Origin of the sequence: Streptomyces sp. NPDC093111, from assembly GCF_040683955.1 — a bacterium.
Classification (GTDB): Bacteria; Actinomycetota; Actinomycetes; order Streptomycetales; family Streptomycetaceae; genus Streptomyces.
This window is the reverse complement of sequence record NZ_JBFBNW010000011.1, coordinates 246123-271818: the sequence shown is the minus strand read 5'-3', so window position 1 is coordinate 271818 and position 25696 is coordinate 246123. Positions and strand designations below refer to the sequence as shown.

At 73.2% G+C, this 25696-nt stretch carries 23 protein-coding genes; 13 read left to right on the top strand and 10 right to left on the bottom strand.

From position 1 onward, the window contains the following. Nucleotides 1-7 precede the first annotated feature (7 nt). Nucleotides 8-919, bottom strand: coding sequence for a zinc metalloprotease HtpX (gene htpX, locus AB0Q96_RS21170; RefSeq protein ID WP_365327591.1), 912 nt, complete (start codon nt 917-919; stop codon nt 8-10). 157 nt (nt 920-1076) lie between these two features. Here htpX and AB0Q96_RS21165 point away from each other — a divergent pair, with 157 nt between their 5' ends. Then, nucleotides 1077-2408, top strand: a complete 1332-nt coding sequence (locus tag AB0Q96_RS21165; protein ID WP_365327589.1) for a geranylgeranyl reductase family protein — start codon at nt 1077-1079, stop codon at nt 2406-2408. A 103-nt stretch (nt 2409-2511) separates the two neighbouring features. Here the strand turns inward: AB0Q96_RS21165 and AB0Q96_RS21160 are convergent, their stop codons facing one another. Then, nucleotides 2512-2769, bottom strand: a complete 258-nt coding sequence (locus AB0Q96_RS21160; protein WP_365327587.1) for a LapA family protein — start codon at nt 2767-2769, stop codon at nt 2512-2514. A 137-nt stretch (nt 2770-2906) separates the two neighbouring features. On the opposite strand from AB0Q96_RS21160, the gene AB0Q96_RS21155 reads away from it, so the two are divergent. From AB0Q96_RS21155 to AB0Q96_RS21145, 3 genes are all read left to right on the top strand, one after another. After that, the gene (locus tag AB0Q96_RS21155; protein ID WP_365327585.1) at nt 2907-3782 is read left to right on the top strand and encodes a YhjD/YihY/BrkB family envelope integrity protein; all 876 of its coding nucleotides are present in this window, start codon (nt 2907-2909) and stop codon (nt 3780-3782) included. A gap of 126 nt (nt 3783-3908) precedes the next feature. Further along, nucleotides 3909-4889, top strand: coding sequence for a LysR family transcriptional regulator (locus tag AB0Q96_RS21150; RefSeq protein WP_365327584.1), 981 nt, complete (start codon nt 3909-3911; stop codon nt 4887-4889). A gap of 270 nt (nt 4890-5159) precedes the next feature. Next, nucleotides 5160-6761, top strand: coding sequence for a M4 family metallopeptidase (locus AB0Q96_RS21145; RefSeq protein WP_365327582.1), 1602 nt, complete (start codon nt 5160-5162; stop codon nt 6759-6761). Nucleotides 6762-6814: 53 nt separating this feature from the next. Here the strand turns inward: AB0Q96_RS21145 and AB0Q96_RS21140 are convergent, their stop codons facing one another. Then, entirely contained in the window at nt 6815-8152 is a 1338-nt protein-coding gene (locus tag AB0Q96_RS21140) for a PLP-dependent aminotransferase family protein (protein WP_365327580.1), read from the bottom strand. A gap of 93 nt (nt 8153-8245) precedes the next feature. On the opposite strand from AB0Q96_RS21140, the gene AB0Q96_RS21135 reads away from it, so the two are divergent. Both AB0Q96_RS21135 and AB0Q96_RS21130 read left to right on the top strand, forming a co-directional pair. Further along, nucleotides 8246-8905: a DJ-1/PfpI family protein gene (locus AB0Q96_RS21135; RefSeq protein WP_365327578.1), complete on the top strand. Its 660-nt coding sequence runs from the start codon at nt 8246-8248 to the stop codon at nt 8903-8905. 59 nt (nt 8906-8964) lie between these two features. Further along, complete coding sequence (locus AB0Q96_RS21130; protein WP_365327576.1) at nt 8965-9738, top strand: type II CAAX endopeptidase family protein; 774 nt, start codon at nt 8965-8967, stop codon at nt 9736-9738. Nucleotides 9739-9770: 32 nt separating this feature from the next. Here AB0Q96_RS21130 and AB0Q96_RS21125 read toward each other — a convergent pair whose 3' ends face one another. From AB0Q96_RS21125 to AB0Q96_RS21115, 3 genes are read right to left on the bottom strand one after another with little or no spacing between them, the layout of a single operon-like run. Then, nucleotides 9771-11504: an alpha/beta-hydrolase family protein gene (locus AB0Q96_RS21125; RefSeq protein ID WP_365327574.1), complete on the bottom strand. Its 1734-nt coding sequence runs from the start codon at nt 11502-11504 to the stop codon at nt 9771-9773. A 54-nt stretch (nt 11505-11558) separates the two neighbouring features. Continuing rightward, entirely contained in the window at nt 11559-14279 is a 2721-nt protein-coding gene (locus tag AB0Q96_RS21120) for an HAD-IC family P-type ATPase (protein ID WP_365327572.1), read from the bottom strand. Continuing rightward, nucleotides 14276-14545: a three-helix bundle dimerization domain-containing protein gene (locus tag AB0Q96_RS21115; protein ID WP_365327570.1), complete on the bottom strand. Its 270-nt coding sequence runs from the start codon at nt 14543-14545 to the stop codon at nt 14276-14278. Before AB0Q96_RS21115 ends, AB0Q96_RS21120 begins: the two co-directional genes overlap by 4 nt. A gap of 166 nt (nt 14546-14711) precedes the next feature. Between AB0Q96_RS21115 and AB0Q96_RS21110 the strand changes: the two genes are divergently transcribed. After that, nucleotides 14712-14921, top strand: a complete 210-nt coding sequence (locus AB0Q96_RS21110) for a hypothetical protein (RefSeq protein ID WP_365327568.1) — start codon at nt 14712-14714, stop codon at nt 14919-14921. Nucleotides 14922-15058: 137 nt separating this feature from the next. Then, nucleotides 15059-16129 (top strand): hypothetical protein, encoded by a 1071-nt coding sequence (locus tag AB0Q96_RS21105; protein WP_365327566.1) that lies wholly within the window; start codon nt 15059-15061, stop codon nt 16127-16129. Here AB0Q96_RS21105 and AB0Q96_RS21100 read toward each other — a convergent pair. Together AB0Q96_RS21100 and AB0Q96_RS21095 are read right to left on the bottom strand one after the other, a co-directional pair. Beyond that, nucleotides 16098-16868 (bottom strand): GNAT family N-acetyltransferase, encoded by a 771-nt coding sequence (locus AB0Q96_RS21100; RefSeq protein ID WP_365327565.1) that lies wholly within the window; start codon nt 16866-16868, stop codon nt 16098-16100. The genes AB0Q96_RS21105 and AB0Q96_RS21100 overlap by 32 nt on opposite strands. Before the next feature lie 48 nt (nt 16869-16916). After that, the gene (locus AB0Q96_RS21095) at nt 16917-17762 is read right to left on the bottom strand and encodes a class I SAM-dependent methyltransferase (protein ID WP_365327564.1); all 846 of its coding nucleotides are present in this window, start codon (nt 17760-17762) and stop codon (nt 16917-16919) included. Nucleotides 17763-17922: 160 nt separating this feature from the next. On the opposite strand from AB0Q96_RS21095, the gene AB0Q96_RS21090 reads away from it, so the two are divergent. Beyond that, the gene (locus AB0Q96_RS21090; protein ID WP_365327562.1) at nt 17923-19395 is read left to right on the top strand and encodes a N,N-dimethylformamidase beta subunit family domain-containing protein; all 1473 of its coding nucleotides are present in this window, start codon (nt 17923-17925) and stop codon (nt 19393-19395) included. Here AB0Q96_RS21090 and AB0Q96_RS21085 read toward each other — a convergent pair. Together AB0Q96_RS21085 and AB0Q96_RS21080 are read right to left on the bottom strand one after the other, a co-directional pair. Further along, entirely contained in the window at nt 19346-20110 is a 765-nt protein-coding gene (locus AB0Q96_RS21085; protein WP_365327560.1) for an HAD family hydrolase, read from the bottom strand. The two genes, AB0Q96_RS21090 and AB0Q96_RS21085, sit on opposite strands and share 50 nt — an antisense overlap. Before the next feature lie 11 nt (nt 20111-20121). Then, nucleotides 20122-21297: a serine/threonine protein kinase gene (locus AB0Q96_RS21080; protein WP_365327558.1), complete on the bottom strand. Its 1176-nt coding sequence runs from the start codon at nt 21295-21297 to the stop codon at nt 20122-20124. A 197-nt stretch (nt 21298-21494) separates the two neighbouring features. Here AB0Q96_RS21080 and AB0Q96_RS21075 point away from each other — a divergent pair, with 197 nt between their 5' ends. From AB0Q96_RS21075 to AB0Q96_RS21060, 4 genes are all read left to right on the top strand, one after another. Continuing rightward, complete coding sequence (locus AB0Q96_RS21075) at nt 21495-22793, top strand: extracellular solute-binding protein (protein WP_365327556.1); 1299 nt, start codon at nt 21495-21497, stop codon at nt 22791-22793. Next, the gene (locus AB0Q96_RS21070) at nt 22783-23697 is read left to right on the top strand and encodes a sugar ABC transporter permease (protein WP_365327554.1); all 915 of its coding nucleotides are present in this window, start codon (nt 22783-22785) and stop codon (nt 23695-23697) included. Before AB0Q96_RS21075 ends, AB0Q96_RS21070 begins: the two co-directional genes overlap by 11 nt. Beyond that, nucleotides 23694-24518, top strand: a complete 825-nt coding sequence (locus AB0Q96_RS21065) for a carbohydrate ABC transporter permease (protein ID WP_365327552.1) — start codon at nt 23694-23696, stop codon at nt 24516-24518. The genes AB0Q96_RS21070 and AB0Q96_RS21065 overlap by 4 nt, the downstream gene beginning before the upstream one ends. Before the next feature lie 61 nt (nt 24519-24579). Further along, nucleotides 24580-25677, top strand: a complete 1098-nt coding sequence (locus AB0Q96_RS21060; RefSeq protein ID WP_365327550.1) for a radical SAM protein — start codon at nt 24580-24582, stop codon at nt 25675-25677. The last annotated feature ends 19 nt before the right edge of the window (nt 25678-25696 follow it).

The following is a 25696-nucleotide window of genomic DNA, read 5'->3' as shown; positions in this document are numbered from 1 at the left end:
CCCGTCCTCAGACCTGCCCCAGCCGCTCCGAGATCCGGGCGAGCTGGTCGAGGCGCTGCTCCAGGGTGGGGTGGGTGGACAGCAGCCGGCCCAGGCTCTCCTTCGAGGAGAACGCCGGGGTGAACCAGAAGGCGTTGTACGGCTCGGCCTTGCGCAGGTCCTGGGTGGGGATGCGCGCCATCTCCCCGGACACCTTGGTGAGCGCCGAGGCCAGCGCCGAGGGGCGGCCGGTGAGCAGCGCCGCGGCCCGGTCGGCGGCCAGCTCGCGGTAGCGGGAGAGCACCCGGGTGAGGAGGAAGCTCAGCACGTACACCGCTCCGCTGACGACCGGTACGAGGATGAGGGCGGCGGTCGCGTTGGCGTCGCGGCTGCGGCCGAGCCCGCTGTACAGCGCGACCCGGGTCATCATCCCGGCGAGGACGCCGAGGAACGAGGCGATGGTCATCACCGCGACGTCCCGGTGCGCCACGTGGGACATCTCGTGGGCGAGGACGCCCTCCAGCTCCTCCGGTTCGAGCCGGCGCAGCAGCCCCGTGGTGACACAGACCAGCGCCGTCTTCTCGCCCCGGCCGGTGGCGAAGGCGTTGGGCACGTCGCTGTCGGCGATCGCCACCTTCGGCTTGGGCAGGTCGGCCAGCGCGCAGATCCGGTCCACCGTGCCGTGCAGCTCGGGAGCCTGCTCGCGGGTGACCTCGCGGGCTCCCATGCCCAGGGCGGCGATCTTGTCGCTGAACCAGAACTGGGCGACGAACAGGACGCCGACGATGAGGAGGACGACGGGCCAGGAGCCGCGCAGCAGCACCAGCAGGACGCCGACGAAGACCACGTACAGCAGCCCGATGAGGAACATCGTGGTCGCCATGCGGGTCGAGAGCCCCCGGTCGGGGGCGTAGCGCGACCGGGACCGGTTGCTGGCCATCCGGACACCTTCTTCCGGGCCTGCGGGCGCGCGAGGCGCGCGCCCCCCACAGCCAGTGTGCCGCAGCTCGGGGCCGGGCGGGCGGCGGTGCGGCGGGGCCCTGGTCCGGGACCCGCCACGAGGTCTGACGACCGGGATCGGGGGGCATAGTAGTGGGGTGATCACCAAAAGTGACGAGTCCGGTGCCGGCCGCGACGGCGGCCCAGGGGGATCCGAAGGCGCCGCCGAGGAGGCGCAGGTCATCGTCGTCGGGGCGGGCCCGGCGGGCTCCGCCGCCGCGGTGCACCTGGCCCACGCCGGTGTCGACGTGCTGCTCCTGGAGAAGGGCGACTTCCCCCGCGAGAAGGTGTGCGGGGACGGCCTGACGCCGCGCGGCGTCCTCCAGCTGATCCGGATGGGCATCGACATCGACGCCCCCGGCTGGATGCGCAACAAGGGGATGCGCTGGGTCTGCGGGGGCCACCAGGTCGAGCTGGACTGGCCACGGCTCGGCGCCCATCCCGACTTCGGGCTCACCCGCAGCCGGCACGACTTCGACGACCTGCTCGCCACCCACGCGCGCGACGCGGGGGCGCGGCTGCGCACCCACGTGAAGGTGACGGGCCCGCTGACCGACCGCGCGGGCCGGGTCGTCGGCGTGGCCGCCGTCCGCGGACCCGACGCGGAGCCGGTCCGCTACCGGGCCCCGCTGGTGGTCGCGGCCGACGGCGCTTCCTCGCGTACGGGGCTCGGCCTGGGGCTCGTACGGGACGAGAAGCGGCCCGTGGCGGCGGCGGCCCGGCGCTACTACCGCAGTGAGGCCCGCACCCACGACCCGTACCTGGAGCTCTGGGCCGACCTGCGCTGCCCCCGCACCGGTCTCGACCTGCCCGGCTACGGGTGGGTGTTCCCGCTCGGCGACGGGCGGGTCAACGTGGGCCTCGGCGCACTGCCGCAGCAGCGGCGTCGGCGGCCCGTGGACCTGCGGGCGGCCCTGGAGCACTGGCTGCCCCGGCTGCCCGAGGAGTGGGGGCTGCGCGAGGAGAACGCCGAATCGCCGCTGCGGAGCGCGCCGCTGCCGATGGGGCTGAACCGGCGTCCGCAGTACCGGCGGGGTCTGCTGCTCGTGGGGGACAGCGCCGGCATGGTCAGTCCGTGGAGCGGCGAGGGCATCGCGCAGGCGATGGAGGCCGCCGAAGTGGCCGCGGACACCATCGCCCTGGCGCTGGCCCGTCCGGCCGGACCGCGCAGGGAGCACGCGCTGCAGCAGTATCCGGTGGAGATCCAGCGTCGTTGGGCGCGGTACTTCCGGCTCGGCAACGTCGCGGGGGACCTGCTCTTCTCGCGGTTCGGCTATCGGCCGGTGCTGCATCCCCGGGTGATGGCCTCGCCGCAGTTGCTGAGCCTCCTCGCCCGGCTCCTGACGCATGTGGGCGACGAGCCCGCCCAGGACCGGATCGACGCCGTCCTCCACGGGCTCATGCGCCTCGTCCCCGTACCGCGTCGGTGACCGGCGACGGTCGGTGACCGGCGCCCGTCGCGGCGGCCGGTTCAGCGGCGGCCGGTTCAGCGGTGGTCGCGGCGGCGGGGGGCAGCGGCGGGCGTGGCAGGGGTCAGCGGCGGGCGCGGCGGCGGTAGGCCATGAACATCCCCATGACGATCCCCACGAGGAGGGTGACCGTCAGGACGATCCACAGGGGGAGGGTGACCTCGGGGATCCAGAGACGGATGGTGACCGAGCCGGTGTTGGCGGCGATGAACCAGATGGCCAGAGCCGCGAGCACCAGCAGGCCCAGGGTGCGGAGCCGGACGTCCCTCCCCTTGACCGTCACGGTGGGCGGTGCGTGCGCCTTCTCGGAGTGCCGGGACATATGACCAGTATGGTGAGGTTCGCCCGAATGGGCGACCTCGGGTGCGCCTCGCCGTAGCCACGGCCGGTCCGGGTCGCCGGGTCGCCGCGGGTCGAGTCCAATGGCTGGGACCGGTCGGCGGAGGGCAGGGGGACGGCATGGCGTTGGCGGCCCGGGTGCGTGCCCTCCGGAGTGCTGCCGAGCGCCGCTTCCCGGTGCTCTCGGAACTGACGGGCCGACTGGTCGGCGGCAACCTCCTCGACGCGGCCACCCGGCTCGCGGCCCAGGCCTTCCTCGCCGCCGTCCCCCTCCTCTTCGCCCTGGCGGCCTTCGCCCCGACCGGCGTGCGCGACCAACTGCAGGACTCGCTGCGCGCCATGTTCGGGCTGACCGGCTCCTCGGACGCCCAGCTGCGGCAGGTCCTGGACGGCTCCGCCACCGAGGGACTGCGGGAGACCACCGGGCTCGTCGGCGCGTTCGTGGCGCTGGTCTCCGCCACCAGCTTCAGCCGGGCCATGGCCCGGGTCTGCGAACGCGCCTGGGGCCTGCCCAAGGCCGGGACCCGCATCGCGGCCTGGCGATGGGTCATGTGGCTCCTGGCGCTGTGCCTGGTGGTGCTGTTCCAGGCCCCGATCCGGGACGGCTTCGGTGTCGGGGCGTGGCTGGGCATGCCCCTGTACTTCGTCGTGGGCGTCGCCGTGTGGCTCTGGACCCAGCACCTGCTGCTCGCCAACCGGGTCCCGTGGCTGCCCCTGTTGCCCGGCTCCCTCCTGGCCGCCGCCGCGACGACCGCCCTCGCCCTGACGGCCCGGCTCTACATGCCCGGCGCGCTCAACCGGGCCCTCGACGAGTACGGCTCCCTGGGGATGGTCCTGACAATGCTGTCGTGGCTCATCGGGGTGTGCGCCGCCCTGACCTTCGCGGTCACCATCGGCGCCGTGGTGGCGCAGGAGCCGCCCCTGGACCGGTACCTCGGCACGCGGACCGCGGCCGGGGGCGCGATGCCGGTGCAAAGCCGTGGTGGGGGCACCTAGATTTTGCCCTTCCGTGGTTGCCGCCCCGACGCCTCCGGCGGACTCTTGGTCACCATGCCCTCGGGCAACAGGTACTGCTGGTCACGGGGGGTGCACGGGGCCCTCCGCCCTGAGCGGGGATTCTTCATGCACCTCGAGTTCCGGCACCTCCGTGTCCTGCTCACCGTCGCCGAGGCCGGCAGCATCCGCAAAGCCGCCGCGCGCCTGCAACTGTCCCAGCCGGCCACGAGCGCCCAGCTGAAGCGGATCGAGCACGAGCTGGGCGGGCCGCTCTTCGTCCGCAGCGCGGAAGGGGTGCAGCCGAACGAGAACGGGCAGTACGTGCTCCGCTGCGCACGCGACCTCGTGACCGGCTTCGACCGGCTGCGCGAGCACGCGCGGTCGACGGCCGAGGCGGACCGGGAGAGCGCCGCGCCGCTGCGGGCGGGCGGCACCGCGGGCCCGCTGGTCTCGCTGCTCATCCCGGCCCTCTTCGAACTCGTCCCGGAGCGCCGGCTGAGCATCGACGCCCGCCGTTCGGTGCGCACCCTGGTGAAGGCGCTGAGCCAGGCCAAGTGCGACATCGCGGTGTTCGGCGAGTTCCCGGGGTTCCCCCTTCCCGTCGGCGAATCGGTGGCGACCCGCACGCTGCTGCGCGAACCCGTCTTCGTCCTGCTCGCCGAGGACCATCCGCTGGCCCGCCAGGAGACGGTGAGCCTGCGTGACCTCGCCGACGAGGAATGGGTCATGCCGGAGGCCGACGAGAGCGGGGTGCACGCCTACCTCCATCTCACCTGCCAGTCGGCGGGCTTCACCCCGCGCATCGCGCACGTGACCTCGGACCTCTCGGTGGCCCGGATCCTCGTCGCCGGCCGGCGCGCCGTCTGCGGGGTGTGGCCGACCGCCGATGTCCCCGCCCAGGGCACCGTGCAGCGCCCGCTCGTGGACGTCCCCTTCCACCGGCGGCTCCAGCTCGCCTGGAACACGGACACGGTGCCGCCCGAGCTGGCCGACGCGGTGGCCGAGCGCCTGCTGGCCGCCTATCTCGCGCTCGTCCGGCAGCGGCCCCCGTACCTGGCGTGGTGGGAGGACGGCGGAGAGGCGTTCGCGCTCGGCGCGGACGCCTGACGGGGGAGCGCCTTTCGGCTTTTGGCTGCGCGCGCCGCGACGGGCTGTGCGTGCCCCGACGGGCTCCGCGTGCCGCGACGGCTCCGCGTGCCGCGACGGGCTCCGCGTGCCCCCACGGCTCCGCACGCCCCCACGCCTGCGCGCGCCCCCTATAGCTCCCCGGTTGTACCCCACCTGGGATCACGTCAGGAACATGTCACCTGGTGAACACTTCGCGTCAACGTCCCAGGACGTCGTCACCCCCCACGACGAGCGAAGGAACACCGCGTCATGACCCGTCCCCTGCTTGCCCTTTCCACGATGGTCGCCGCCGGTGTCATCACCACCGGGGTGCTGGCCGCCCCCGCCTACTCGCAGCCCCACGCCGCGCAGCACGGCATATCGGTCCGCGACACGGCGATCGCCCGGGCCCAGGCCAACGTGACCCGGCACGCCGACACCTTCGGCTTCGGCGCGGGCCAGGCCCTCCAGGTGAAGGACGTCGTGCTGGACGCCGACGGCACCCAGCACGTGCGCTTCGAGCGCACCTACCGCGGCCTCCCCGTCGTCGGCGGCGACTTCGTCGTCCACCAGAAGGCCGACGGCGCGCTCAAGGGCTCCAGCCACGCCCGCGCCCACCGGGTGGCGCTCGCCTCCGTCGCCCCCGCCGTCGACGCCAAGGGCACCGCGGCCGGCGCGCTGCGGCGCTCGCACGGACTGGTCCGCAACGCCCGCTCCACCCCCGAGCTGATCGTCTGGGCCGCCGACGGCACCGCCCGCCTGGCCTGGCGCACCACCGTCCAGGGCCTCGGCGACAAGGGCCAGCCGCACGGCGAGGTCTTCGTCACCGACGCCAAGAGCGGCGCCGCGATCGAGAACTACGACACCGAGCGCGAGGCCACCGGCACCGGCCACTCCGAGTACACCGGTGACGTCGCCATCGACACCACCCAGCAGGCCGACGGCACCTTCGCCCTGATCGACCCGATCCGCAAGCACGTCACCAAGGACGCCCGCAACGTCTCCGCGTCCTCCCTGAACAGCTCGTCGGGCACGCTCTTCACCGACGCGGACAACGTCTGGGGCGACGGCCGGAAGTTCTCCACCGACCGCTCCACCGCGGCCGTCGACGCGCACGTCAACACCGCGAAGACCTTCGACTACTACAAGAGCACCTTCGGCCGCAACGGCATCAAGAACGACGGCCGCGGCGCCACCGTCTTCGTCCACGTCGGCACCAACTGGGACAACGCCCAGTGGTCGGACTCCTGCTTCTGCATGATGACCGGCGACGGCGACGGCACCACCGACCCGGAGCAGGTCGACCTCGACACCATGGGCCACGAGATGACCCACGGCGTCACCTCGGCCACCGCCAACCTGCGCTACAGCGGCGAGTCCGGCGGCCTCAACGAGGCCACCAGCGACATCCTCGGCACGATGGTCGAGTGGTACGCCGCCAACCCGGTCGACACCCCCGACTACCTCTTCAGCGACCAGTCCACCCCGCCGTGGCTGCGCCGCTTCGACAAGCCGTCCCTGGACGGGCGTTCCGCCGACTTCTGGTCGAAGACCGTCGGCCGGCTCGACGTGCACAACTCCTCCGGCGTCGGCAACCACTGGTTCTTCCTCGCCAGCGAGGGCAGCGGCACCCGGACCGTCAACGGCATCACGTACAACAGCCCGACGTCCAACGGCTCCACCGTCACCGGCATCGGCAACAAGAAGGCCTCCGCCATCTGGTACCGGGCGCTGACCGTCTACATGACCTCCACGACCGACTACAAGGGCGCCCGCGTCGCGACCCTGAGCGCGGCCAAGGACCTCTACGGCGCCACCAGCACCGAGTACGCCACGGTGGCCGCCGCCTGGAGCGCGGTCAACGTCGCCTGAGCCGAGCGACCGGCACCGGCACCGGCACCGGCACCGTACCCGTGCGAGCGGGGTCAGGTGAACGGGTCCTCGAGGGCGAGGCGGCGTACCGTGCGCAGCGTCGCCCCGAGGCGGTCCACGTCGGTCGAGCCGAGGGCGAGCCGGATCGCCTGCGGCGGGTGGGCCGAGGTGGAGAACGGCTCCGCCGTGGTGACCGAGACGCCGTGCCGCGCGAGGGCGGCGGTCAGCCGGTCGGCGCGCGCGCCGTCGGGCAGCGGCACCCAGGTGAAGTAGGACGCCGGGTGGCCGACCAGGGACAGTCCCGTCAGTTCGCGCGCGGCGACGGCCTGGCGGGCCTCGGCGTCCTGTCGCTTCAGGGCCTCCAGCCGGTCCACCGTGCCGTCGTCGAGCCAGCGGCAGGCGATCGCCGTGGTCAGGGCCGGGGTGTTCCAGGTGGTCGCGCGGATCGCGCGTTCGAGCCGTGGCACCAGGGCCGGCGGGGCGAGGACGAAGCCGACCCGCAGGCCCGTGGCGACGCTCTTGGACAGCCCGGAGACGTGCACGGTGATGTCCGGTGCGAGCGCCACCAGCGGCGGTGGCGGGTTCTCGACTAAGTAGGCGTACGAGGCGTCCTCGACGAGGAGCGCGCCGCACCGCCGGGCGATCCCGATCAGACGGAGGCGGTCGGCTTCCGTCATGACCCAGCCCAGGGGGTTGTGCAGGGTCGGCATGACGTAGACCGCGCGCACCGGCCGGGTGGCGCACAGCCTCTCCAGGGCGTCGAGGTCCGGCCCGTCGGCGGTGCCGGGGAGGGGCTCCAGGTCGAGGTGGAAGGCGTGCGCGAGCACCTTGAAGCCCGGATAGGTGAGCGCGTCGACCGCGACGACGTCGCCGGCGTCGAGGGTGCCCATGACCGTGACGGCCAGGCCCTGCTGCGCGCCGTTCACGACGAGGACGCGGTCCGCCCCGGTGGTGATCCCCCGGCGCCCCAGGTGCCGTGCGATCGAGGCCCGGTCCTGGGGGCGGCCCGGGTGCGGCTGGTAGCGCAGCAGGGAGTCGAGGTCGCCGGAGACGGCCACCTCCCGGAGGGCCTGGCGCAGGAGGTCGGTCTGACCGGGCAGCGACGGGTAGTTGAAGCTGAGGTCGACCGCGTCCCGGGCGACGGCCCGCTGGTCGATGCCGTGGCCGGGGGGAAGGGCGAGGTCGCGCACGAAGGTGCCCCGGCCCTGCTCCCGGCTCACCAGGCCCATGGCCTCCAGCTCGGCGTACACCCGCGTCGCGGTCACCAGCGCGATGCCCTCGCGGGCGGCCAGCGCCCGGTGGGTCGGCAGCCTGGTGCCCGCCAGGAGCCGCCCCTGCCGGATCTCGGAGGCGAGCGAGTCGACCAGGGCCTTGTAACGCGGGGCTGCCATGGGCGCATTGTATCCATGACAATTCTTTGACTGTCCTGTTCGGGCGTCCGTACCGTCGCCGACGATCCGCGCCCATCCGGAAGGACCGCCGCCATGCACATCGCCATCCTCACCTTCGAGGGGTACAACGAGCTCGACTCGCTCATCGCGCTCGGCGTGCTCAACCGCCTCAAGGGCGACGACTGGCGCGTCACGCTCGCCACTCCGAGCCCCAAGGTGACCTCCATGAACGGGGTGGTCGTCGAGCGGATGTCCACCCTGGAGGAGGCGTGCGCCGCCGACGCCGTCATCGTCGGCAGCGGGATCGCCACCCGCGAGGTCGTCGAGGATCCGGCGATCATGAGTGTCCTGCGGGGCCTGGACCCCTCGCGCCAGCTCATCGCCGCGCAGTGCTCCGGAGCGCTCGTGCTGGCCCGGCTGGGACTGCTCGACGGCGTGCCCGCCTGCACCGACCTGACCACCAGGCCCTGGGTCGTCGCGGCCGGCGTGGACGTGCTCGACCAGCCCTTCTTCGCCAAGGGCGACGTCGCCACCGCCGGCGGCTGCCTGGCCTCGCCCTACCTCGCCGCCTGGACCATCGCGCGACTGAGGGGCCGGGACGCCGCCGAGGGCGCGCTGCACTACGTCGCCCCGGTCGGCGAGAAGGACGCGTACGTGGCGCGCGCCTGGCGCAACATCAGCCCCTACCTGCCGGCGCCCGCGCCGGAGCCCGTCGGAGCGGGCCGACCGGCGGGGCGGGACGCCGCCCGGTAGCGTGGGCCGCGGGGAGGGCAGACGACACGTCGGCGCGATCGAAGGACGGACTCGGCCCGGTGCCCTCCCGCGACCCCCAACCCGCCGCGAGCCGGCCCGACGGCACCGCGGGCGTCCCGTCGCGGAGCCGGTGGCGCGGGCCCCTCGGCACCTGGCCGGCGGTCGCGCTCACCGTGGGCGTGCTGGCCGTCGCCAACGTCCTCCTGCACCGCTGGTCGGGACCGGTCGAGCTCGTGACGGCCGTGGCGGTCACCGCCGTGCTGCTCGCGGTGCTCCGCTGGGCGGGCGGCACCCGGGCGGACGCGGGCCTGGCGCCCGGCACCCTCGGGCGCGGCGCCCGGTGGGCGCTCGCCCTGATCGGGCTGGTCGGCGTCGTCTACCTGGCCGGGGCGCTGCTCCCGGCCACCAGGGGCCTCTTCGAGGACCGGCGTTACGCGGGGATGGACGGTGCCGAGGTGGCGCTGCGCGTCCTCGTGTACGTGCCCGTCGGCACCGTCCTGCTGGAGGAGACCGCCTTCCGCGGGGTGCTGTACGGGCTGGTGGCCAGGGCCCGGGGCACCGTCTGGGCGACCACCGTGTCGAGCCTCCTGTTCGGCCTGTGGCACGTGCTGCCGTCGCTGCACCTGTCGACGGCCAAGCCCGCGCTGACCACGGTCTTCGGCGACTCGGCGCTCGGCGCGGGCGTCGCCATCGCGGCGGCCGTGCTGTTCACCGCCGCCGCCGGCGTCCTCTTCTGCGAACTGCGCCGCCGCAGCGGCAGCCTGCTCGCGCCGATGGGCCTGCACTGGGCGGTCAACGCGCTCGGCTACGTCGTCGGCTTCCTGCTGCGCTGACCGCGGGCACCGCCGCGGACCGGCGGCCCGCCTCAGTTCGGCGGGCTGACGATCTCCTTCAGCCGGTCCAGGTCCTGCGGGGTGTACCCGGAGGGGCGCATCACGGCGTTCCAGCCGTCCACGTACGCGGCCTTGTAGACGTGCCCGTGACCGTCCGGCACCCCCGTGGAGAACGGCAGATCGGCGGTGACCTGCCAGAACGTCACGAACGGGATCCACACCATGGAGCCGAGGACGTCGCTGCCCGGCTTCTCCCCGATCCAGTCGGGTTCGCTCAGGGCCAGGTCGGGGCTCCACCAGACGATCGGGTCGGACGGATGCATCAGGTACAGCACCCTCGTCCCGTCCCACGGGCGGCCCTCCGGGGGGATGCCGGTGGCCGGGTCGTCGGTGAACCGGACCGTCCGCCCCTCCTGGTAGACGGGCTCGATCTCGGGGCTCCCCGGCTCCCGGTGGTCGCTGAACTCGCGGAAGAGCGTGTTGAAGTTGGGCGGTCCCGCGAACAGCGTGCCGGCGGTGCGGTTGCGCAGGTCGTACTCCCCGCTGAAGGCCGCCTCCCCGCCGAAGGAGCCCAGGCTCTCGCCCGCCACGAACAGCCGCGGGCGATGGTCCTGGGGCAGCTTGGACCACACGTCGTACACCGCGTCGAACAGCTCGCGGCCGGCCTCGCGGGCCTTGGACTGGTCGACGAGGTACGACATCCACGACGGCAGGTACGAGTACTGCATCGACACGGTCGCCGCGTCCCCGTCGCCGAGGTACTCGAACGAGTCCACGGCGGCCGGGTCCACCCAGCCGCTGCCCGTCGTGGTGACGACCAGCAGGTTCTTCCGCTCGAAGCCGCCCGCCCGCTCCAGGTCCGCGACCGCCCGCTCCGCCCGGCCCTCCGCGCTGTCGGCCGTCTCCAGACCCGCGTACGCCCGGACGGGCTCCCGCGCCGCGCGGTGCGTGAAGGCGCTGATCTGCGCGGACGTCGGACCGCCGCCGGCGAACGCCCGGCCCTGGTAGCCCAGCGTGTCCCAGGGCACCAGCGAACCCGGCCCGCCCGAACGCAGGGCGGTGGTGGGCTGGTGCACGCCCTGCGGCGTCTCCGTGTCCCGCAACGAGAACGCCTCGTTCATCGCGTTCACGAAGCCGGCGAGCAGCACCCCGCTGACCACGGACCACGCCAGGGCCACCACCAGCGTCCAGCCGACCACCCGCGCGGCCTTCGGACCCACCCAGCGCCCGAGCAGGCGGGCGGCCCCGTGGTACGCGCGGCGCAGACCCCGCCCGGCGAGCAGCAGCAGCCAGAAGACGAGGACGGCGACGAACGGGCAGGCGACGGCGCCCGGAACGCTGTAGGCGGGGTTGTCCATGAGCCGGCGGATCTCGTGCTGCCAGTACTGCCCGAGCCCGAACGCCACGCCGAACAGCACGCCCGCCGCGACGGTCAGCACCTGCCACGACCGGCGCGAGGCGGTCCGGGCCTCCCGGTCGGCGAACGCCCGCCACACATAGGCGGCGACGACACCGAGCCCGTACCCGATGGCCCCGCTGATCCCGGCGATCAGCCCCTGTAGGACACCGCCGCGAGGAAGCAGCGACGGTGTGAAGGACAGACAGGCCAGGAGGAGCCCGCCCCAGCAGCCCGGCACGGTGAGCCGGGGCCGCCGGAGGCGGCGCTTCCCGGGCCGGCCGGCGTCCGGTGGCGGCTCCTCGGCTCCGGTCCGGGGCACGGGCTCGGGCGGTTCGTCCTGCGGGGCGTCGGGTCGGTCAGGAGCCATGGTGTCCTCCGCGGTCATGGTCCCCTGGCCGGGCCCCCGCTGCCACTCGGGCCGTCACACGGTCCTGGTCCGGCGGGCCGTCAGCTTGCCCAGCTCCCACAGGGCCAGCAGCACCAGCGCGGCCAGCACCGCCCAGCCGAACTGCCGGGCGTCGATCCGGGTCGTCCCGAGGAGGTGGCGGAAGCCGTCCAACTGGGTCGTGAACACCGCGAGCGCCAGCTGGGCCAGCGCCACCCAGTTCATCTGCCGGCTGTCGAAGGTGGCGGTGGTGAACACCGAGTCCGTCTCGCTGCGGCACTCGAACGCGGCCACGATCAGACAGAGCGCGAAGGCCGTGAACGCGATGGACTGCCCGGTGGCCACGCTGCCGAAGTGCTCCCGGCCGAGGGCGATGAGCCCCAGCAGCAGGGCGGTGATCGCCAGCCCGCCGAGGCCGACCGTGACCAGCACCGGCCGGGTCAGCACCGACTCGCCGCGCGGGCGCGGCCTGCGCCGCATCAGGCCGGGGCTCTCCCGGTCGAAGCCCAGCGCGAAGCCGAAGGACGCGTTGACCACGAAGTGGATCCACAGCACCTGCGGCGGGGTGAAGGGCTCCCCGGCCGCGATGTCGAAGACGGTGGCGCCGAGGAAGGTGACCACGAACGTCACCAGGAGGAGCAGCACGAAGCGGATGTACTTGGTGAGGTTGTCGTAGATCCGGCGGCCCTGCCGCACGGCGTAGACGAGGGTGGCGAAGTTGTCGTCGGCGAGGATCATGCGGCCGGCGTTCTTCGCGACGTCCGTGCCGCTGCCCATGGCGATGCCGATGTCGGCGGCCTTGATCGCGGGCGCGTCGTTGACGCCGTCCCCGGTCATCGCCACGACCTCGCCCTTCTTCTTCAGGGTCTCGGCGAGCAGCACCTTGTGCTCCGGCGCCACCCGCCCCACCACACCGATGGAGTCGATCCTGGCGAGCCGCTCCTCCTCGCTCAGGGCGGCGAAGTCGGCGCCGAGCATCGCCTCGCCGGGGATGCCGAGCCGCCGCGCGATGGCCGCGCCGGTCGTGACGTCGTCACCGGTCACCATCCGCACCCGGATGTGCCCCGCCCGCGCTCCGGCCACGGCCTCCGCGGCCTCCGCGCGCGGCGGGTCGACCATGCCGACCAGGCTCGTCATCCGCAGCCCGGTGACGTACCCGAGGAGGTCGCCGTGCGGGTCGAACCCGGCCGGGTCCAGGTCCCGGGTGGCCGCCGCCATCACCCGCAGCCCCTCGGCGCCCATCCGCTCCGTCTGCGCCGCGGCCCGCGCGGCGAGCGCCTCGTCCCACGGGACCGTCCCGCCCGCCGCGAGGGCGTCGGCGGCGCGGGCCGTCACCGCCGGGACGGCGCCCTTGACGAAGCAGCGGACGACCTCCTTCCCGGAGGCGTCGACCGCGGCGTGGAAGGTGGCCATCAGCTTGTAGCCCGGGTCGAAGGGCAGCGTGGCGAGCCGGGGGAGCCGCTCCCGGGTCGCGTCGGCGTCCAGACCGGCCTTGTGCCCGAGGACCAGCAGCGCCGCCTCGGTCGGATCGCCCACCACCTCGCCGTCGACCAGCTTGGCGTCGTTGACCACGAGGTACGGCAGGATCGCCGCCTCGACCCCCGCCGCCGAGCCGGCCGCGTGCCGGACCCGGCCTTCGAGGGCGTAGCCCGTACCCGAGACGGTGTAGCGGTCGGTGGGACTCACCACCTCGACGACCGTCACCTGGTTCAGGGTCAGGGTGCCGGTCTTGTCGGAATTGATCGCCGAGGTGAACGCCAGGGTCTCGACCGACGGCAGCTCCTTGACGATGGCGTTCCGCTTCGCCAGGTTGAGGCTGCCGACGGAGAGGATCGCCTGCGTCACGGTCGGCAGCGCCTCGGGGATGGCGGCGATGGCCAGCGAGACCGCGCTGACGAACAGGGCGTCCCATGCCTGGTCCCGCTGCCGCCCCAGCGCGAACATCACGATCATGGTCAGGCCGGCCGCCGCGGTGATCCACAGCGTCAGGGTGTCCAGCTCCCGGGTGAGCGGCGGCACCTCCTTCTCGGTGGCCGACAGCAGCCCGGAGATCCTGCCGAGCTCGGTCCCGGAGCCGGTCGCGGTGACGACGAGGACGCCGCTGCCGTGCGTCACCGGGGTGTTCATGTACGCCATGTTGGTCCGGTCGCCCGGTGTCGGCAGCGGCCCGGTCAGCGCCCCCGCGCCCTTCGCGGCGGGCACGCTCTCGCCGGTCAGCGCCGACTCGTCGATCTGCAGCGAGCTGGCCGCCACGACCCGCCCGTCCGCCCCCACCTGGTCCCCGGCCGAGAGGAGCACGATGTCCCCGACGACCAGCTGTTCGGCGGGGATCTCGGCCTCCGACCCGTCCCTGCGCACCCGGGCCGTCGCCTTCATCATCGACTGGAGCGCGTTCATCGCGCTCTCGGCCTTGCCCTCCTGGCGCAGGCCGACCACCGCGTTCAGCAGGGTCAGGACGAGCAGCAGGACCGCGGTCGTCCACTCCTGGATGAGCGCGGAGACGAGCGCGGCGGCCAGGAGCACCAGCTGCATGTAGCTGCGGTACTGGCCGAGGAACCGGCGCCAGGCCGGCGTCGGCCGCTCCCTGGGCAGCGCGTTGGGCCCGTGCGCGGCCAGCAGCTCGGCCGCCCGCGCCGCGGACAGCCCGGTCTGCGGATCGACGCCGAACGCGTCGAGGACGTCCTCGGGCGCCCGCGTGTACCAGGCGTCCTCGCGGGCCGGGCGCGGTCTTCCCCCGGCAGCCACCGGTTCGGTCATGGTCCCGCCTCCGCTCCGTGGCCGGGTCCGCCCCCGAGGACGGCGTCGAGCGCCTTCCGGGACCGCCGCTCGATCAGGATCGGGAGGTACGCCCTGATCCTGGCGTGCTCGAAGTGGGCGCACGCGTCCCGGACCACCGCCTCGACGGCGTCCACGTCGGCCGAGGGGTAGGCGGCGACGAGCCGGACCACGAGCTCCGCGAGGGGCGGCGACTCGTCGACGGCTCCCTCCGGGCCGACGTGCGGAGACCGCTCTTCCACCGACATGGCCGCACCGTTCCTCGCGAGAACGTCCGTCCTGCCCATTGTCGGCGGGCCCGGACAAGATCGCCCTCCGGGCGGCGCCGGTCCAAGCTGTCCGGAACGCGCCGTCACAGCCGGTACCGCCCTCCCGTTCACTGCGGGGAAGGCCGGGGCCGTCGTGGGAGGCGTGATGAGCAGCGTCGTGTGGGTGCTGATCGGTGCGGGCGTCGTGACGGGCTCGCTGTGGTGGGGCGTGCGGCGTGTGCTGCGCAGGTCCGCCGCCGAGGTGACCGGCGGGGCGGCGGACGGCGGCGGGCCCCGGGACCGGCAGGCCGTCCGCTACCGCCCCGACGGCCCGCCGTCGGCGCGCGACCGGTGGGGGAGCCGCCACCGGTACTGACCGCGGCCCACCGGAACCGGCCAAGGTGCGGCGCGGGCACCCCCGGCGCCGGGGCCTTCTGCCACGATGACCGCGGGATTCCCGAGCCGGGCGGAGGACGAGCGGCGGTGCGGACGGTGCGCGTGAGTTCGGCGGTCATGACCCATCCGGTACGTCTGGAGCAGGCCCGCGAGCTGGCCGAGCGGCTCCGGCTCGACGGGCTCGCGCTCGACCCGGAGCCCGACGGTCCGCCGTCGGCGCTGCGCACGGCGCTGGTCGCCTGGGCGGCGGCGGACGCCGGGGCGAGCCACCATCTCGTCGTGCAGGACGACGTGTCCGCGCCGCCGGAGCTGCCGGCGCTCGTCGGGCGGGCGGCCGGGCGGTTCCCCGACGAGGCGCTGGTCTTCTACACCAACTGGCACGCGCGCAACGGCGGCGCGGCCCGGCTCGCCGCGCTGGCGGGCGCCACCTGGGTGCGGGCGGTGCCCGACGAGTTCACGCCCTCGCTCGCCGTCTGCCTGCCCGTCGGCACGGCCGAGGAGTTCCGGCGGTTCGCCGAGGGCAGCGCCGAGCGGCACGACGACGAACTGTTCTCCGTCTTCTTCCGCGCCCGGGGCCGGATGGCCCTGATCGCCGTGCCCAACGTGGTGGAGCACATCGGCACCAGCAGCATCAACGGCCACGCGGCCCAGGGCATCCGGCTCGCCGTCTGCCCCACGGACGCGGCCGACGCGGCCCCGCTCCTGGAACGCGGCCGCGTCCTGGAGGAGCCCGGCTGGATCCCGTACATGCGGTACGGGGAGGGGTACGTCCGGCTCGTCGGGCAGGAACGGGGGGCGGACGGCGGCCGGGGCCACCACCGCTGGCGCGAGGCGCTGCCCCACACCGGCCTCACCGAGGAGACCGTGCGCGGGGCCGTGGCCGACGCGATGCCGAAGGAGCTCGCGGCCGGGATCGCGGACCGCTTCGGGCGGGCCTTCGCCGAGGAGCTGTGGATCCACTGCCTGCTGCTCGGCCGGCAGGCGGCCGAAGCCGCCCGCCGGCTCGGCGGGACCGGCGGGGTGCCCGCGGACGCCCTGGCCCGGATGCGGGAGGCCGCCGTGGCGACGGCCGGACCCGCGGGGCTGCCGCCGGAGCGGCGCCCCGAGGCCGGCCCGGACGAGGTGCGGCTGATGTCCGGGTTCGCCTGGACGGGCGTCAGCGCGGGGGAGCGGCTCCGTCCGGCGTGACGGGATGGGTGATCCAGACCCCGGGCTCCCAGTACGAGCCGAGGTCGCGCGCCCGCTCCACCCGCAGCGGGGAGAGGCCGCCGGGGAAGACGTACTCGCCGTCCTCGGGGAACGCCAGACCCGTCCAGCCCTCCCACTCGGCGACCGTCCCGGTGATCCGGGACGAGCGCTCCGAACTCCCCGCGACCGTGCCGCCGGCCCCGACCTGGGTGCGGATCCACGGGTCCAGCGGGGTCCCGTCCTCCCGGGTCCAGGCCGCGTACCGGCCGATCGGCACCAGCGGGTAGCGGTCCTTCCAGGTGGGCCGCACCGGCACCAGCACCGTCGGCAGCCCTGCCCGCCGCGCGACCGTGCGCATCGCGCCGAGCAGCACGGTCGACAGACCCCGGCGCTGGTAGTCCTCCGCCACCTCGATGCCCAGGGCGCACAGCGCGCCCGGGGCCCGTCCGGCCGCGCGGTCCGTGAACGCGCGGGCGATGGAGTCGTCCAGGCCCGGACCGAGGTCGTCCTCGGTGCCGTCCCAGCCGCGCGGCAGCGAACGTCCCGCCCCCGCGACCTCCTCGCGCTCCTCGTCGTACAGCACGAACTGGTACTCGGGGAACTCGTCGAACAGGCGCTGCCAGTACGTGTCGTTGACGTCGCCGTGCAGGTTGTACTCGGGCACCACGCCGGCGAACCGTTCGGGCATGCGGTCCCACAGCTCGGGACGCTCCGCGTGGGTCACCACCACCAGGGCCATCCGGGCCCTCCTCTCTCGTCCTGGTCCTCGTCCTCGGGGGATGCGCGGCTACGCGGGGACCTCGACGTCCCACACGACGACGATCGGCAGGTCCGCCCAGGCCGCCCGGGCCGCGTCGGCGACGAACTCCTCGTAACCGCCCGGCGCCAGCCGCCCGTTGAAGACCGGCTCGACACAGCCCCGCACCCGCAGCCCCGCCGCCGTGAACGCCTCCAGATACCGCCCCGGAAGGTGCACGTGGTTGCGGACGAAGGCCAGCCGGTCCGAGCCGTGCACGAAGAGACACTGGCCCTGGAGGGCGATGACGAAGGGGTGCATGTCCGACACGATGATCCGCCCGCCCGGACGGACCACCCGGGCCAGCTCGGCCACGCCCGGCTTCAGGTCCGCCAGATGGGTCATGGCGAGCGAGCAGACGGCCACGTCGACCGAGTCGTCGTCGAGCGGCAGCCGCTCCAGGTGCCCGGTCCTGAACTCCGCCCCGGGGGCGCGCTCCTGGGCCTTGGCCAGCATCTCGGCCGACTGGTCCACCCCGATGGTGCGGTGCCCGCGCGCCACGAGGGCCCCGGTCTGGCGGCCGGTGCCGCAGGCGGCGTCGAGGGCGTCGCCCGGCGGGAGCGCGTCGAGGAGCGCGTGCACCACCGGCTCCTCGACCTCGATGTACGAGCTGGGCAGCGAGTCGTACACCGCCGACCAGGAGGCGTACCCGGCCGCCGCGTCGAGCTCGCTGACGGCGGCGCCGCCGTCCGGCAGCCGCTCGTCGCCCGAGACGAACCGCCGGATGTCCTCGACCCGTGCCTTCAGGAACTCCTCGTCCCCGTCCAGGGAATGGCGCAGAAGTGCCAGTCCCTCGATTCCCAGGATCAGTTCCCGTACGCGGAATTCACCGCTCATGCGAGCCCCTTTTCGGTGGCAGGGTGTGACGGGCGGTTCCGCACTACCCGGCTCGCCGGACGGAGATTCGGCCGCCCGGCCCGCTGTCCTAAAGGCGGCCCACAATGGCCGGTTCGAGGCGCCATTGCCGTTGATTTCCCGGGCTGCCTAGCCTGACGGAATGACAGAAGGATACCTGGGACGGGAAAGCGTGACCGTCGGGGGAGAGTTGTCCGTCCATGTCTCCACCGACGCGCCGCGCTACCGCATGCGGTTCTACCGACTGGGAAAGGAACTCGCCCATGTGACCGACACCGAATGGATTCCCGGCTCGCGCCACGACGCGCCCCCGCACCCCGACGGCGTACCCGGACGCGTGTCACCCGCGGACGACTGGAACTGGCCGGCGTTCACCCTGCCCGTGCCCGAGGAATGGGTTCCCGGAATGTACCTCGTCGAGTTCGTCGAGTTCGTCGAGGACTGGGGCGAGGCCACCGGCCCACCGCTCCTCGACGCCTCCGGCATCGAGGGCGCCGCCCGCGCGTTCTTCGTCGTGCGGCCCCGGCGGGCCGGCACCCGGTCGCGGATCCTCTACAAGAAGTCGACCTTCACCCGGCACGCGTACAACCGCTCCGACCGGCCCGACGAGGAACGCGCCGTCAGCCTGTACGACCACCCGGTGCACCTGCCCGGCGGCGACGGCACCCCCCGCGGGCACAAGGTCAGCCTGCACCGGCCCGACGGCGTGATCGACCTCGCCTACTGGGACGCGCCCTTCATCGCCTGGCTGGAACGGCACGCCTATCCCGTCGAGTTCTGCACCGATCTCGATCTCCACGAGGACCCCGAGCTCCTCGCCTCCTACGATCTGCTGCTCAGCGTCGGGCACGACGAATACTGGAGCGAGGCGATGCGCGCCCACGCCGAGCGATTCGTCCGGGACGGCGGGAACATCGCGTTTCTCAGCGCCAACACCTGCTGGTGGCGCGTGCACCCCGTCGACGGGAACACCGCATTCGTGTCCGATACCGACCACCACGTGGGAGAGGAATACCCGCACCTTCCGGCGACCGACCAATGGTGGGCGCCGCCGCCCCACGGGGTGGGCCGGCCGGAGAACTCCCTCACCGGGGTGAGTTTCCGCAACGGCGGAATGTGGCCGAGCACCGAATGGCCCGGGGACCGGCCGCGTACCGGATACACCGTGCAGCACGCCGACCATTGGATCTACGCCGGTACCGGACTGCGCGACGGATCCGGCGGAGAGGAACCGGACCGGCTCGGCGCGGGAACTCCGCTCATCGGCTACGAATGCGACGGCGCCGCCTTCGCGTACGACGAGCGGGGAATCGCCCGGCCGACCGGCGCGGACGGCACGCCCGGCTCCTTCCTCATTCTCGGCCTGTATCTCCTGGAGCCGTTCCACGACGACTTCCACGCGTTCGAGTGGGGCCACTGGAACGGCCCGGTCCGGGAGCCGGAGATCACCGGCCCCCGGGCCGCCACCATGGGCCTGTATACCGCGGGCGGCACGGTGTTCACCGCCGGCACCACCGACTGGCCGGTGGTCTGCGGACGCGAGGAGGACGCCGCCGTCGTCCGGGTCACCCGCAACCTCCTGGACCGGCTGCGCCACCGCGCCCCGGCCCCCTGAGCAGCTCCGCGAGCCCGCGGATCCGGGCCGCCCCGGCGGGCAGGGGCGGCTCGGGCCCCCGGACCGCCGGGTCCGGGCGGCACAGATGCGCCGCCCGCATCCCGGCGGCCAGCGGCCCCCGCACGTCCGGCGCCCACATGTCGCCGACGAACAGCACCTGTGCGGGGCGCAGTCCGCACCGGTCGAGCAGCACCTCGTAGATCAGCGGATGCGGTTTGCGCGCCCCGGCCCGCGCCGAGCCGACCACCACGTCCACGGACCCGCCGAGGCCGACCCCGGTGACGCACTCGTCCAGGTTCCAGTACCAGTTGGAGCACACCCCGACGAGCAGACCCCGCGAGCGGAGCTCCCCGAGGACGGTGCGGACGTCCTCGAAGAGCTCCAGCCGGACCACCTTCATCGCCCGGTCGAGCTCGCCGACCAGGCCCTCCAGCGCGTGCTCCGGCACCCCGCAGGCCCGTGCCCTGCGGCGCAGCCGGTCCCGCTCCCACCGCGTGTACGCCGCCTCGCTGACCGAGTGCGCCGCGTGCTCCTCGCCCTCACCGGGGCCCACCGACCACCGGTCGCCCCAGCGGGCGCCCGCGGCGGCGAGACCCCGGCGCACGAAGATCGGCTCGTGGTCGGGCGGCAGCGGCTCCACCATCCGCACCAGCGTCCCGTAGAAGTCGAACACCACGGCACGCACCTCCGGCGGCAGCAAGGAGGCGGCGTCCATCGCGCCGGCCCTCAGTACCGTCCGTACCGGCGCGGGAAGTAGTCCTGAAGGGCGCCGTCCCGCTCGATGTCGACGGTGGCGCAGTGCAGCCCGCCGCCGAACGGCCCCACCGCCCGGAACGGCACCGGGACGATCTCGAAGCCGTACGAGGCCAGTTGCTCGGAGAGCCGGACCTCGTTCTCCTCGACGCACAGCGTGTTCTCGTCGAGGTTCAGCATGTTCCCGGCGAGCCAGGGGCTGCAGAACGACAGCTTCGGCGGATGGTCCCAGCTGGCGGGCTGCACCGCCTCGACGATCTCCCAGTCGTTCCGCCGGAAGAACTCCATCAGCTCGGCGTCGGCGAGCCGCTCGCCGCAGTGCAGCACCAGGCCGGGACGGAGCGGCACCCAGGTCGCGTCGATGTGCAGCGGATGCGTGTTGGTCGAGGTCACCGCGTGCACCCGGTGGTCGGGGAAGTGCCGCTTGAGCCACTGGTAGCCGCTCTTGTTGGTGACGAACGACAGCTGGACGAACAGGTCCTTGCCGAACCGTGCCACGTCCGCCGCGTCGAACAGCGGCTCCGCCTCGGTCAGCACCAGGTCGTAGTCCCGGACCCGGGCCAGCTGCTCCTCGGTCGACAGCTCGTTGTACGTGTCCCAGAAGCCGACGTTGTACGAGGCGTCCGTGAGGCGCGGCTTCGGCGCGGCCTCCCAGCGCATCCGCTCGTCGGAGTCGAACAGGTCCTGCAACAAGGGCCGGTAGCACAGGTACTCGTGCCAGCGGCTGCGGTACGACATGGTCGCTTCGAGGACCTCGTGGCCGACGGTCAGCAGCAGGTCGCGCGGCGGCATGCAGCCGAACATCGAGTCGTGCGTCCAGTCGGGGGTGCTCACCGGCCGGTCGAAGGCCACCGGTGTGGGGCGGTCCACGCGGATGCCGCGGCGGCGCAGCATCGCGGCGAAGGCGTCGAGCTGCTCGTCCGCCTCGGCGACCATGTCCGCCGGCATGGGGCCGAAGGTGCCCAGCGGGAAGCCGTCGTCGGGATAGTCCCGGCGCACCGCGTGCTCGGGTGCCTGGACCACGGTGCCCTCGGCCCGGCCGACGATCACGTGGCGCAGCGGGTCCCAGCCGTTCCAGGAGTTGACCCGTACCGGTCGCGCGGAGGTGTCGGGGGTGGCATCGGACGCGGTCGTCGTCTGCTCGGTCACGTACAAGCCCTTCGATCGGGGTCGTGTGGGTGACGCAGAGGCCCAACCTGGGGGTGGGACGTGGGGGGCGTCAAGGTGGGCGTCCCTTCGTGGGACAGTCAGCGGCGTCTTCCGGCCGAATGTCCGTGTCGTCGCGAGTCCCGTGGGCTACCGGGGTAGGCAGGAGACCGTTGCCGAAGCCCACACGGAGGAAATCCATGGCCCTTCGCATGTCCCGCAGGCCCGTCGTCCTGGCGCTGCTCCTGTCCTTGGCCGCCGCCGGGTGCGGGTCCGGGGGCGCGGGGTCGGGAGGTGACGGGCCGGGGAAGGGCGGCAGACTGACGGTGTGGCTGGCGGTCGACGCCAAGGAGAGCTGGCCGGAGCTGGTCGACTCCGTCAACGCCCGGTTCGCCAAGGCCCACCCCGGCGTCGAGGTCGACGTCCAGTACCAGCAGTGGACGACGAAGAACCAGAAGCTGGACGCGGTCCTCGCCGGGCGGAACGTGCCGGACGTGGTCGAGATGGGCAACAGCGAGACCACCAACTACATCGTCAACGGCGCCTTCGCCCCGCTCGACCCGGCCCGGTTCGACCAGTCGGACCGGTGGCTGCCGGCGCTCGCGGACGCCTGTCGCCAGGACGGCCGGACGTACTGCGTGCCGTACTACGCGGGCGCCAGGATCGGCGTCTACCGCACCGACTACTTCGCCCGCGCCGGTCTCAAGGAGGCGCCCCGCAGCTACCCCGAGCTGATCACCGCGCTCGACCGGCTCAAGAGCACCCTCGGCGCGAAGGACCCGAACTTCTCCGCCTTCTACATGCCGGGCCGCTACTGGTACGCCGCGATGGCCTTCGTGAAGGACGCCGGCGGCGAGATGGCCGTCAAGGACGGCGACCGCTGGAAGGGCGCCCTGTCCTCGCCCCGCTCCGTCGCCGGGCTCACCGCCTGGAAACGCCTCCTCGACACGTACTACGTCGGCGACCGCGCCAAGGACAACGGCGACCAGCCGGCCGTCGTCGGACAGGGCCGCGTCGGCGTCTTCTACGGCAACACCTGGGAGGCGGAGGCCGCCACCGACAGCCGCTCCGGCGGGGACCCGAAGCTGAAGGGGAAGTTCGGCACCTTCGCCTTCCCCGGCCCGTCCGGCCAGGTCCTGCCGCCGTTCCTCGGCGGCTCCACCCTCGCCGTACCCGCCAAGTCGGGGCGCAAGGAGCTGGCCACCGAGTGGATCCGGCTGTTCACCGACCGGACCTCGCAGAAGGCGCTGATCGCCGCGAACACCCTGCCCAACAACACGGGCCAGCTCGCCGACGTGGCCGCCGGCGGCATCAACGGGCCCGCCGCGCAGGCCGCCGCCCGCGGCTGGGTCACCCCCCTCGCCCCGGGCTGGACCTCGGTGGAGAAGTCCAACGTGCTGCCCGAGATGCTCGAACGCATCGCCACCGGCAAGGCGTCGGTGGCGGACGCCGCACGCGAGGCGGACCGGCGGATCGACGAAGTGATCAATGAGCGCTGACCGGGTGCGGCGGCGCTCACCGTCGCTCCTGCCGTACCTGCTGATCGGCCCCACCGTCCTCGCGCTCGTCCTCGTACTCGGCTACCCGCTCGTCGACATGGTCGCCCTGGCCTTCCAGGACATGACGCGCGAGCAGCTGTTCAGCGGCACCTCCCCGCCGTGGGCCGGGCTCGACCAGTTCCGCCGCATCCTCGGCGACGGGTTCTTCTGGACGGTGGTGGCCCGCACGGTCCTCTTCACGGGCGTCTGCGTCGTCCTCACCATGCTCTGCGGACTGGTCACCGCCCTCCTCATGCACCGCGTCTCCCCGTGGGTGCGCGCCGTCATGGCCGGGGTGCTCGTCACCGTGTGGGCGATGCCCGTCATGGTGGCCGGCTCGATCTTCCGCTGGCTCTTCGACGCCGACTACGGCGTGGTGAACTGGACGCTCTCCACCCTGCCCGGCGTCGACCTGGCCCGGCACAACTGGTTCACCGACCCCTGGCAGGGCTTCGCCGTCATCGTCGCCGTCGTGGTCTGGGGCTCGCTCCCGTTCGCCGCGATCACCCTGCGGGCCGCCCTCGCCCAGGTCCCGCCCGAGCTGGAGGAGTCCGCCGTCCTCGACGGGGCCCGGCCGCTCCAGATCCTGCGCCTGATCACCCTCCCGGTGATCAAGCCGGTGTTCCTCATGGTCACCACGCTGACGGCCATCTGGGACTTCGGCGTCTTCAACCAGATCTGGCTGATGCGCGGCGGGCAGCCCGAGCGCGAGTACTACCTCCTCGGCGTCTACTCGTTCATCGAGTCCTTCGCCGTGAACCGGTACAGCACCGGCGCCGCCATCGCGCTCGTCACCGTCGTGCTGCTGCTCGCCGGGTCCGTCGTCTACCTGCGCCAGATGCTGCGGACGGGAGAGATCGAGTGAGGCGACGGCCGGCACTCCGCCACGACCTGCTCGGCCTGCTCGTCGCCGCCGTGACCGGATTCCCCGTCTACTGGATGGTGCTCACCGCGTTCCGGCCCGCCACCGACATCCTCGGCCTGCCCCCGAGGTTCTGGCCCGGCCGGCCCACCCTCGACAACTTCGCCCGGGCCCTGTCCACCGACACCTTCTGGGCCAACGTCCGCTCCAGCGTCGTCATCGGCCTCGGCACCGTCGTCGTCTCCCTCGTCGTCGGCACCCTCGCCGCCTACGCCCTCGCCCGCTTCCGCTTCGCCGGCCGCAGGGCCTTCGTCCTGGTGCTGCTCGCCGTCCAGATGATCCCGCTCGCGGCCCTGATCATCCCGGTGTACCTGCTCCTCAACGAGGCCGGGATGACCGACAGCCTCACCGGGGTGATCCTCGTCTACCTCGTGTTCACGCTGCCCTTCACGGTGTGGATGCTGCACGGCTTCGTCGTCGCCGTCCCCGTGGACCTCGAAGAGGCCGCCATGGTCGACGGCTGCGGGCGGCTCGGCGCGTTCTGCCGGGTGACGCTGCCGCTGCTCGCCCCCGGCCTCGTCGCCACCTCCGTCTTCGCCCTCGTACAGGCGTGGAACGAGTACGTCCTCGTCTACGTCCTGCTGTCCACGCCGGAGAAGCAGACCGTCAGCATCTGGCTGGTGTCCTTCCAGACCGGCTTCGGCACCGACTACGGCGGACTGATGGCGGGCGCCACCCTGACCGCCCTGCCCGTCGTGATCTTCTTCCTCGCCGTCCAGCGCAGGATCGCCTCCGGCCTCGCCGTCGGCGCGGTCAAGGGCTGAGGCCCGACCGCAGGAGGCCCGACTGCCCCGCGGCACCGTCCCTCGTCCACAGGAGGATCCCGTGACGCACGACCGCCTCGACCTCGTCTCCAAGCTCTACCAGCCCGCCGGCTGGCCCCGCGTCCTGCAGGCCGCGTCCGGCGCCCCGACCAGCGGCCCGCTGGTCGTCGACCTCGACCCGACCACCTTCTGCGACCTCGCCTGCCCCGAGTGCATCAGCGGCAAGCTGCTCAACCAGGGCCGGTTCACCCCGGACCGGCTCGCCGCCCTCGCCGAGGAGATCGTCTCCATGGGCGTCCGCGCGGTCGTCCTCATAGGCGGCGGCGAACCCCTCGCCCACCGCGGGACGCGCCGGGTTTTACGCGTCTTAGGAGAGGCCGGTATCGCCGTCGGGGTCGTCACCAACGGCACGATGATCCGGCAGAACCTCCCCGAACTCGCCCAGTACGCCTCCTGGGTCCGCGTCTCCGTCGACGCCGGCACCGCCGACACGTACGGGCGCTTCCGTCCCGACCGCAAGGGCCGCAGCGTCTTCGACAAGGTCGTCGAGAACATGCGGCTGCTCGCCGCCGAGAAGCGGGGCGCGCTCGGCTACTCCTTCCTCGTGATGTCCCGGCAGGAGTCCGACGGCCGGATCGTCACCAACCACCACGAGGTGCTCACCGCCGCCGAACTCGCCCACGACATCGGCTGCGACTACTTCGAGACCAAGGCCATGTTCGACGACGACCACCACATCGTCCAGGTCCCGCAGGAGCTGCTGGCCTCCGTCGACCGGCAGCTCGCCGAGGCCGCCCGGCTGGAGAGCGACCGCTTCCAGCTGGTCGACTCCTCCACCCTGACCTCCCTGCGCAGCCAGGCCGGATCCGACCAGCGCAAGGAGTACGACCGCTGCCGGATCGCCGAACTCCGCACCCTCATCACCCCCTCCGGGGTGTACGTGTGCTCCTACCACCGGGGCAACCCGCTCGCCCGGATCGGCGACGCCGTCACCGACGACCTCCCCACCCTGTGGCAGCGCTCCGACCGGGGGATCGTCGACCCCAGCCGGGACTGCCGGTTCCACTGCGCCCGCCACGGCTCCAACCTGGAGCTCGAACGCATCGCCCGCGGAACCGGCGACGTCCCGCCGGTCGACGACTACGACCCCTTCCTCTAGTACGGCTAGTACGGCAGGG